Below are 11273 nucleotides of genomic sequence, written 5' to 3'. Positions count from 1 at the left end.
CAGTGCTTACACACATCCGACATCATCAACCACCGAAAATCCGTCCGCCCCTGCACACCCGAACCCCGCCCCGGCGGCTGCGACCCCGGCATCCCCAGGAACTCGGCGCCGCCCGACATGCGGGCCGCCGCGGCGGGTGAGCCGGGCACGAGCCCCGGATCCGTGCCGGTGTCGGCGCCGGTCCGCGCACCGACCGCCGCCGTCGCCGGGCTGACCGACGGCCCGTCCGGTTGCCCCTCGAACGCCGCGCTCCCCGGGCCCACCGAGCGGGGTTGCTCGACGAACGCGACGTGCCGCCACGAGTTCGCCGTCAACGCCCCGGTGTTGTCGTACGACATACCCAACAGGTCAAGGCCGCTCTGCGGCACACCGTTCCACTCCTTGCACGCCACCTCGCACGCCTTGCACCCGATACACACGCTCGTGTCGGTGAAGAACCCCATCCGCGGCGGAGCGTCCACGTAGCCGGCATCGGGCGCCGGGTCCAGCGGCCCGTACAGGGCGTTGGCGTGGGGCATCGGTCAGGCCTCCTGGTCGCTGCTGCTGTCGGCGACGTCGGTCGTGACCAACGGTGGATAGCGGTGGCTCAGGTCCCCCGACCGCCGCCGGTAGTCGTACACGAGGTCGCGCAGATCCGGTCCCCTCGGGCGCCGGCCGGGCCGGATGTCGCAGGTGCCGACCTTGCTCTCCTGGATCAGCACGTTCGGGTCCAGGGTGATGCCGAACAGGTCGTTCGCCGAGTCGCCGGTCACCAGACCCTCGTAGCCGAAGTGGTACGGCAGCCAGACCTGGTGGATGACCCGGCCGTCGACCCGCAGTGGGCTGACGCGGTCCGTCACCAGGACCCGCGCCTCGATGGCCGCCCGGGTGGTGATCAGGTGCGCCCAGCCGAGGTGGTCGAGCCCTCGTTCGGCGGCCAGCTCCGGTGACACCTCGACGAACATCTCCGGCTGCAACTCCGCCAGCGGCGACACCGTACGGCTCATCCCACCGGCCGTGTGATGCTCGGTGAGCCGGCTGACCGTGAACACGAGGGGGAAGACGTCACTGTGGTCCTCCGGCGGGCTCGGGTTCAGGGTGTTGATGGGGTGTGTGTAGACCTTGCGGGTCGGGTTGGCCTGCTGGCGGTACAGCGGGTTGCGCACCGGCGACTCGACCGGCTCGTAGTGCGTCGGCAGCGGCCCGTCCAGGACACCGCTCGGCGCGAACAACCAGCCCTTGCCGTCGCCCTGAAGGATGAACGGGTCGTCGCCCGCGATGCCCGCCACGCCACCCGTGTTCGGCGGCGGCCGGTACGACGGCGGTTTGGTCTTCTCGAAGTCCGGCACGTCGTAGCCGGTCCACTCGCCGTTGTCGGGGTCCCACCAGACGTACTTCTTGCGCTCGCTCCACGGGTTGCCGTCCGGGTCGGCGGACGCACGGTTGTACAGGATGCGGCGGTTCGACGGCCACGCCCAGCCCCACTCCAGCGCCACCAGGGACTGCTCGGCGCCGGGTTTGCGCCGGGCCGCCTGGTTGACGCCGTCGGCGAACACACCCGTGTAGATCCAGCAGCCGCCGGCCGTGGAGCCGTCGTCCTTCATCTCGGTGTAACTCGACAGCGGGCGGCCGCTGGCCACGTCGTACCCGTTGATCTCGTACAGCACCGACTCGGCGCTCGGCTCCGCGGTGGGACCGTGTGTCGGATAGTTCCAGTTCAGGTCGAGAAGCGCCCGGTCCCGGGGACGGGTCGACTGCGCCAGCCGTTCCCGGATGATGCGGCCGAGGTGGTAGAAGAACCACAGCTCGGAGCGGGCGTCGCCCGGCGGCTCGACGGCCTTCTCCCGCCACTGCAACAACCGCTGCGTCTGGGTGAAGCTGCCCTCCTTCTCCACGTGCGAGGCGGCGGGCAGGAAGAACACCTCCGTCCGGCACGCCTCGGGCACGATCTCGCCGGTTTCGATCTCCGGCGCGTTCTGCCAGAACGTCGCACTCTCGATCATGAACAGGTCGCGGACGACCAGCCAGTCCAGGTTCGCCATACCGAGCCGCTGTGCACGCCCGTGCGCGGAGCCGACCGCCGGGTTCTGCCCGAGCAGGAAGTAGCCCTTGATCTTCCCGTCGATCATGTTCAGCACCTGCTGGTAGGTACCGTGGTCGCCGGTCATCCGCGGCATGTAGCCGTAGCAGAAGTCGTTTTCGGCGGTTGCCGCGTCACCCCAGTACGCCTTGAGCAGGTTGACCCCGTAGGCGCGGGCGTTGCCCCAGAAGCCCTTCTGCCCCGGGTGCCGGATGCTGTCCACCCACTCGTCGAGGGTGGGGTGGTCGGCGTGGTGTGGCATCGGCAGGTAGCCGGGCAGCAGGTTGAACAGGGTGGGGACGTCGGTGGAGCCCTGGATGCTGGCGTGCCCGCGCAGCGCCATCACCCCGCCACCCGGACGACCCATGTTGCCCAGCAGCAGCTGGATGATCGCCCCGGTCCGGATGTACTGCACACCCACGCTGTGCTGCGTCCAGCCCACCGAGTAGACGAGCATGCTCGTCCGTTCCCGGCCCGAGTTCGCCGTCCAGGCCTGCGCCAGCTCGAGGAACTTCTCCTGAGGGATCCCGCAGACCCGCTCCACCATCTCCGGCGTGTAGCGGGCGTAGTGCCGCTTGAGGATCTGGTAGACGCAGCGCGGATCCTGCAACGTCTCGTCGCGCTGGGTCTGCCCGTTCACCGGCGCGCCGTGCGACTCGTGTTCCAACCCTGCTGCCGTTTCCCGCTGGGTCTCGGTGTCGCCGCTGGAGGGGTTCTCGTCGGTTCCCTCGTACTGCCAGCTGCTCTGGTCGTAGCTGGCGTTGTCCTCGTTGAAGCCGGAGAAGAGGCCGTGCAGATCCTCGGTGTCGCGGTACTCCCCGGTCACGATTGTCGCGGCGTTCGTGTACGCGACGACGTACTCCCGGAAGTCCAGCTCGTTGTCCAGGATGTAGCGGATCACGCCGCCGAGCAGGGCGATGTCGGTGCCCGCCCGGATCGGCAGGTACGCGTCAGCGACAGCGCTCGTCCGGGTGAACCGGGGGTCGATGTGGAAGACCTTCGCGCCGCGGCGCTTGGCCTCCATCACCCACTGGAAACCCACCGGGTGCGCCTCGGCCATGTTCGAACCCTGGATGACGATCATGTCGGAGTTCGACAGGTCCTGCTGGAACTGGGTGGCGCCGCCGCGCCCGAAGCTGGTCCCCAGACCGGGGACGGTGGCGGAGTGTCAAATACGGGCCTGGTTCTCGATCTGGAGAGCGCCCATCGCGGTGAACAACTTCTTGATGAGGTAGTTCTCTTCGTTGTCGAGCGTCGCCCCGCCCAGACTGGAGATGCCGAGCGTCCGGTTGAGCGGTCGGCCCTCGTCGTCGACGTCCTCCCAGGTCTCGTCCCGGGCCGCCAGCACCCGATCAGCGATCATGTTCATCGCCGTGTCGAGGTCGAGGTCCTCCCACTGGGTCGAGTACGGACGCCGGTAGCGGACGGTGGTCTGCCGCAACGGACTCGTCACCAGGCTCTTGCTCGCCGAACCCTTCGGACACAGCCGACCCCGCGAGATCGGGCTGTCCGGATCACCCTCGATCTGCGTGATCTGCCCGTCCTTGACGAACACCCGCTGCCCGCAACCCACAGCGCAGTACGGACACACCGAGCGGGCCACGGAGTCGGCGGTCTCGGTGCGGGCGGTCAGCGACAGGGAGACGGCGGACTTGGCGGCGGCGCCCCGGCCGAGCGGGTCGGTGCCGGTGAGCTGCCGGTAGAGGGGCCAGCTCTCGACCCAGCGACGCACCCCCATCGCAGCACCTTCCCGGCTAATCGCACCTAATGCGAACACTTCGACACTAGACGAGGTGCCGACCGGGTCGCAGCCGGATCACGAGAGGCGTGCCCCCGCGTCCATCGCCGAGCGGGCCACGGAAGGCGGGAGGACCCGCGTGCCATCGGTCGACCAGGTCCGCACGGCGTCCGGCCGTCCGTGACCGGAATGTCTGCCACCTTTCACATACGTGCGCGGTGTCACGGAATCGGGTTCACAGAACCCAGTACCTCGGCCCCGAATGTGAATTTGAATGACCCATCCACTCACTCGATCGGGTGACCACATATGAGGATTATGTCTGGACTGTATAGGTCTGAGATCGTCGATCCGGCCCGGCGCGAACAGCGCTGCTGCTGCCACCTGCACAACGGGGGAAATGAGAATGGTTCGCGGGGAACGCCGATGGTTCAGATCGGCGCTGGGGGCGGTTGGCGCATTGCTGACGTCGTCGACACTTGTCGTCGTCGTGTCGGGCCAGCCCGCGATGGCGACGGTTCCTGGTCTGCCCGGAGAACCGCAACCCGGCACACCCGTCTTCACCGAGGATTTCTCAAACGAGAGTGCGGAAGCCGCGCCGATCCGTATCGGCTCCTACACCGGTTCGCCAGGTTCGGTATACGTGCCGGGGCCGGGGGGCAGCGGCGCGGACAGCGAAACCTACACGGCCGACCCGGCGTGGAGCCCCGGCGCGGGCGCGTGCAACGGCTGGATCATGCGCTCGGACTCGCCCCTCCCGCCCAACGGTGGTAGCCCGCCGGTCACCAACAACGACCAGTGCGGCCGTTCATCCGCCTGGGCCCGGCTCCAGGAAATGGCGCGCGACGTGGGGCTGTTTCAGGGGCAGAGCGCCGCCGAAGCAGCCACCAACCAGATTCTCACCGAGTACACCAACAGCCTGACAGGCGCACAGGCCGCCGGATACCAACTGGAGACCGACAGCAACACCATTCCGGCGATCGGCGGACACTTCTATGCGGTCTCGGCGATCTTCGCCGAGAGGAACTGCACGGTTCCCGGCACGCAGCGGGCGCGCCTCCGGTTCGATCTCGTTCTCAACGAGGTGCCCACGGCGCTCGCCCAGAATCTGAACCCCTGCACCGATCCGGGCGCTGTGATCGTTAACAACACCTGGATAGCGAAGCTGCAGTCGTCGGCACTGCAATTGTCAGTGGTCGACACACCGACGCTCGGCCTACGCCTCTACAACGCGACAGCGACGGGCATCGGAAACGACGTCGCGTTCGACCTTCCGCAGATCGTCGACGTGACCCCGCAGCTCGACAAAACCTTCAGCCCGACCACGATCGGGCAGGGCCAGACCTCCACGCTCACCTTCACCGTCACCAACACCGACGACCTGCAAGCCAAGAACGGGATGAGTTTCACCGACAACCTTCCCGGCAACGTGACAGCCACCGGTGTCAACAGCACGACCTGCTCGGACGCCACAGTGACCGCGCCCGCCGGCGGCACGTCCGTCGAATTCGCCGGCGACATCGACGTCGGTGTGGCGTCCTGCACGATCTCGGTGCAGGTGACGAGCGGCGTGGTCGGCTCGTACACCGACACCGGTTGCATCGCACCGGACGGCTCCACGATTCCCGGTTGTGAGAGCAACTTCCCCACCATCATCGGGCTCAACCCGCCCGGCTCCACCACCCTCACCGTCATCCCCACTGTGGATCTGGCGGTGGTCAAGACCGGAACTCCGAATCCGTACGTACCTGGCACGCCCCTGACCTACACGGTGACGGTGACCAACAGTGGTCCGTCCGACGCCGTCGGGGCCACTGTGACAGATCCGCTGCCCGCACCGCTTGCCGGGTTCACCTGGACCTGCGCGGCGTCCGCCGGCAGCTCGTGCACAGCCTCGGGTACCGGAAGCATCGACGACACCGTCACAGTGTCGGCCGGAGGGACGCTCACCTACACGATCACCGGTACTGTGCCGTCCGGCGCCACAGGCGACCTGACCAATACCGCCACCCTCACCCCGCCAGCGGGCGTGTCCGACCCGAGCTGTACGCCGAACTGCCAGTCCACGGTCGTCACGCCCGCCGCGCTGACCGTGGACCTCGCCATCGTGAAGACCGCGACCCCGAGCCCGTACGTGCCGGGCGCGCCCTTCTCGTACACCGTGACGGTGACAAACGGCGGCCCGTCCGACGCCGTCGGCGCAACAGTGACCGACCCTCTGCCCGCACCCCTCGCGGGGTTCGCCTGGACGTGTGAGTCGTCCGCCGGTAGTTCCTGCACGGCGTCGGGTACCGGAGACATCACCGACACGGTCACGGTGCTGGCCGGCGGGACACTCACCTACACGGTCAGCGGGACCGTGCCCTCGGGCACCACGGGCGATCTTACGAACACGGCAACCCTCACCCCACCGGCCGATGTCACGGACCCGGACTGCACACCGAACTGCCAATCCACGGTCGTCGCTCCGGCTGGCCCGGTCGTGGACCTGGCAATCGTGAAGACTGCGGACCCGAACCCGTACGTGCCGGGCGCGCCCCTGACCTACACGGTGACTGTCACCAACGGCGGCCCCTCCGACGCGGTCGGGGCAACCGTGAACGATCCCCTGCCCGCGCCGCTGGCCGGGTTCACCTGGACCTGCGCGGCCTCCGCCGGTAGCACGTGCACGGCCTCGGGCACCGGGACCATCACCGACACCGTCACGGTCCTGGCCGGCGGAACACTCACCTACACGATCACCGGAACCGTGCCCTCGGGCACCACAGGCGACCTCACCAACACCGCCACCCTCACCCCACCGGCGGGCGTCACCGACCCCGACTGCACACCGAACTGCCAATCCACAGTCGTCACCCCGGCCGCGCTGACCGTGGACCTCGCGATCGCTAAGACCGCGAACCCGAACCCGTACGTGCCTGGCGCACCCCTGACCTACACGGTCACCGTCACCAACGGCGGTCCCTCCGACGCCGTCGGCGCGACGGTGACCGACCCACTGCCCGCACCCTTGGCCGGGTTCACCTGGACGTGTGAGGCATCAGCGGGAAGCACCTGCACCGCGAGCGGCACCGGCTCCATCACCGACACCGTCACGGTCCTCGCCGGCGGAACGGTCACCTACACGATCACCGGCACCGTGCCGTCAGGCGCCACAGGCGACCTCACCAACACCGCCACCCTCACCCCACCGGCCGGCGTCACCGACCCCGACTGCACACCGAACTGCCAATCCACGGTCGTCACCCCCGCCGCACCCACTGTCGACCTCGCCATCGTCAAGACCGCGAACCCCAACCCCTACACCCCGGGTACGCCCCTGACCTACACGGTGACTGTCACCAACGGCGGCCCCTCCGACGCCGTCGGCGCCACCGTGTCCGACCCACTGCCCGCGCCCCTGGCCGGGTTCACCTGGACGTGTGAGGCATCCGCCGGCAGCGCCTGCACCGCGACCGGGGCGGGAAACATCACCGACACCGTCACCGTCCGGGCCGGCGGAACCGTGACGTACACGATCACCGGCACCGTGCCGTCAGGCACCACAGGCGACCTCACCAACACCGCCACCCTCACCCCACCGGCGGGCGTCACTGCCCCGGACTGCACACCCAGCTGCCAGTCCACAGTCGTCACACCGGCCGCAGTGACGGTTGACCTCGCCATCGTCAAATCCGCGGCCCCGAACCCGTACGTACCGGGCGCACCCCTGACCTACACGGTCACCGTCACCAACGGCGGCCCCTCCGACGCCGTCGGCGCGACGGTGACCGACCCACTGCCCGCGCCCTTGGCCGGGTTCACCTGGACGTGTGAGGCATCAGCGGGAAGCACCTGCACCGCGAGCGGCACCGGCTCCATCACCGACACGGTCACCGTCCTGACCGGCGGAACCGTGACGTACACGATCACCGGAACCGTGCCCTCGGGCACCACAGGCGACCTCACCAACACCGCCACCCTCACCCCACCGGCGGGCGTCACCGACCCCGACTGCACACCCAGCTGCCAGTCCACAGTCGTCACACCGGCCGCAGTGACGGTTGACCTCGCCATCGTCAAGACCGCGACCCCGAACCCGTACGTACCGGGCGCACCCTTCACCTACACCGTGACTGTCACCAACGGCGGCCCGTCCGACGCCGTCGGCGCCACCGTGTCCGACCCCCTGCCGGCACCCCTGGCCGGGTTCACCTGGACCTGTGAAGCATCAGCCGGCAGCACCTGCACCGCGACCGGGGCGGGAAACATCACCGACACCGTCACCGTCCGGGCCGGCGGAACCGTGACGTACACGATCACCGGCACGGTGCCCTCCGGCACCACGGGCGACCTGACCAACACCGCTACGCTCACCCCACCAACTGGTGCTACCGACCCGGACTGCACCCCGAGCTGCCAGTCCACAGTCGTCATTCCCGCGACGCTGACTGTGGACCTCGCGATCGTGAAGACCGCGAACCCGAACCCGTACGTACCGGGTACGCCCCTGACCTACACGGTGACTGTCACCAACGGCGGCCCGTCCGACGCCGTCGGCGCAACAGTGTCCGACCCCCTGCCGGCACCCCTGGCCGGGTTCACCTGGACCTGTGAGGCATCCGCGGGAAGCACCTGCTCCGCGTCCGGCACCGGGACCATCACCGACACCGTCACCGTCCCGGCCGGCGGAACACTCACCTACACGGTCACCGGCACCGTGCCCTCGGGCACCACAGGCGACCTCACCAACACCGCAACCCTCACCCCACCGGCGGGCGTCACCGACCCGGACTGCACCCCCAGCTGCCAATCCACGGTCGTCACCCCCGCCGCACCCACGGTTGACCTCGCCATCGTCAAGACCGCGAACCCCAACCTGTACATCCCGGGTACGCCCCTGACCTACACGGTGACTGTCACCAACGGCGCGCCGTCCGACGCCGTCGGCGCAACAGTGTCCGACCCCCTGCCGGCACCCCTGGCCGGGTTCACCTGGACCTGTGAGGCATCCGCGGGAAGCACCTGCTCCGCGTCCGGCACCGGGACCATCACCGACACCGTCACCGTCCGGGCCGGCGGAACCCTCACCTACACGGTCACCGGCACCGTGCCCTCGGGCACCACAGGCGACCTCACCAACACCGCCACCCTCACCCCACCGGCCGGCGTCACCGACCCGGACTGCACCCCCAGCTGCCAATCCACGGTCGTCACCCCCGCCGCACCCACTGTCGACCTCGCCATCGTCAAGACCGCGAACCCGAACCCCTACATCCCGGGTACGCCCCTGACCTACACGGTGACTGTCACCAACGGCGGCCCCTCCGACGCCGTCGGCGCCACCGTGTCCGACCCCCTGCCCGCGCCCCTGGCCGGGTTCACCTGGACCTGTGAGGCATCCGCCGGCAGCACCTGCACCGCGACCGGCACCGGCACCATCACCGACACCGTCACCGTCCTGACCGGCGGAACCCTCACCTACACGATCACCGGCACCGTGCCGTCAGGCACCACAGGCGACCTCACCAACACCGCCACCCTCACCCCACCGGCCGGCGTCACTGCCCCGGACTGCACCCCGAGCTGCCAGTCGACCGTCGTCACCCCGGCCGGTCCCGTGGTGGACCTGGCAATCGTGAAGACGGCGACCCCGAACCCGTACATGCCGGGCGCACCCTTCACCTACACGGTCACCGTCACCAACGGCGGCCCCTCCGACGCGGTCGGGGCAACCGTGAGCGACCCCCTGCCCGCACCCCTGGCCGGCTTCACCTGGACCTGCGAAGCGTCCGCCGGAAGCTCGTGCACGGCGTCCGGAACCGGCACCATCACCGACACCGTCACCATCCTGGCCAGCGGAACACTCACCTACACCATCACCGGCACTGTTCCGTCGGGCACGACCGGAGACCTGACCAACACGGCCACCCTCACCCCACCGGCGGGCGTCACTGCGCCGGACTGCACACCGAGCTGCCAGTCCACTGTCGTCGCCCCCGCCGGACCCGTCGTGGACCTGGCCATCGTGAAGACAAGCACCCCCAGCCCCTACGTGCCGGGTACGCCCCTGACCTACACCGTCACGGTCACCAACGGCGGCCCCTCGGACGCCGTCGGCGCGACGGTGACCGACCCACTGCCCACACCCCTCGCCGGATTCACCTGGGCCTGCGAGGCATCGCCGGGCAGTTCCTGCACCGCGAACGGCACCGGCACCATCACCGACACGGTCACCGTCCTCACCGGCGGAACGCTCACCTACACCATCACCGGCACCGTGCCCTCGGGCACCACAGGCGACCTGACCAACACCGCAACCCTCACCCCACCACCTGGTGCGACCGATCCGGACTGCACGCCGAGCTGCCAGTCGACAGTCGTCACCCCCGCCGCACCCACGGTTGATCTCACCATCGTCAAGACCGGCACCCCGAATCCGTACATGCCAGGGGCACCGTTCTCGTACACCGTGACTGTCACCAACGGCGGGCCGTCGGACGCCGTCGGCGCCACCGTGACCGACCCACTGCCCGCACCGCTGGCCGGATTCACCTGGACCTGTGAAGCATCTTCGGGCAGCACCTGCACCGCGTCCGGCAGCGGCGACATCACCGACACCGTCACAGTCGTGGCCGGGGGCACTCTGAGGTACACCATCAGCGGAACGGTGCCGTCGGGCACCACGGGCGAGCTGACGAACACCGCCACCCTCACCCCACCATCTGGTGCGATTGACCCGGACTGCACACCGAGCTGCCAGTCCACGGTCGTCACCCCCGGGGTGCCCGTCGTGGACCTCACTGTCGTGAAGACAGCGGTACCGAACCACTACACGCCCGGCGCATCGCTGACCTTCACGGTGACCGTCACCAACGACGGCCCGTCCGAGGCGGTCGGCGCCACGCTCACCGATCCGCTGCCCGCACCACTGGCCGGCTTCACCTGGACCTGCGAGGCGTCCACCGGGAGCAGCTGCACCGCGTCCGGCACCGGTGACATCGAGGACACCGTCACCGTCCTGACCGGTGGAACCCTCACCTACACCATCACCGGCACGGTGCCGCTCGGCACCATCGGTGACCTGACCAACACCGCCACACTCGCCCCACCGGAGGGCGTCTCCGATCCCGACTGCACGCCGAACTGCTCGGCGACCGTGGTCCTCGCGGGGCCGCTTCCGCCCATACCGGTCACCGGTAGCCGCCTGACAGCCCTCATGACGTTCGGAGCAGCCGCCGCTACGCTTGGTGTCCTACTGGTTGCCGGGCTGGCCCTGGTGCGCCTACGCACCCGGCGCGAGCCCTGACCACGGCGGCGGCGACCGCAAACGCCTGGAGGCCGACAATGAACGACGAGGGCCGACCACGGCCGACCCGGCCGAACGAGGCCGACCGGGACCGGCCGAGGGCCGATCCAGGCTGATCGGGACGGCCCCAGGTTGACAGACGCTATCGAGCTGAGTCGTCTGTGGCATCGGGTGCCGGTGTCCCGGGC

General features: G+C 69.0%; 2 protein-coding genes and 1 pseudogene. 1 reads left to right on the top strand and 2 read right to left on the bottom strand.

The genetic code is table 11. The features are described from left to right. Together ABZS77_RS28580 and fdh are read right to left on the bottom strand one after the other, a co-directional pair. Positions 1-518 (bottom strand): annotated as a pseudogene (locus ABZS77_RS28580) (4Fe-4S ferredoxin); the annotation flags it as partial. 3 nt (positions 519-521) lie between these two features. Beyond that, on the bottom strand, positions 522-3797 hold the full coding sequence (gene fdh / locus ABZS77_RS28575; protein ID WP_354829176.1) for a formate dehydrogenase: 3276 nt from the start codon (positions 3795-3797) through the stop codon (positions 522-524). 847 nt (positions 3798-4644) lie between these two features. Between fdh and ABZS77_RS28570 the strand changes: the two genes are divergently transcribed. Then, a complete protein-coding gene (locus ABZS77_RS28570; protein WP_354829173.1) occupies positions 4645-11085 on the top strand; it encodes a hypothetical protein in 6441 nt (2146 codons plus the stop codon). Positions 11086-11273 lie beyond the last annotated feature (188 nt).

This window comes from Micromonospora sp. NPDC005298, from assembly GCF_040607375.1.
GTDB lineage: Bacteria > Actinomycetota > Actinomycetes > Mycobacteriales > Micromonosporaceae > Micromonospora.
The sequence above is the reverse complement of the archived record's forward strand: the minus strand, read 5'-3'. Positions and strand labels throughout refer to the sequence as shown.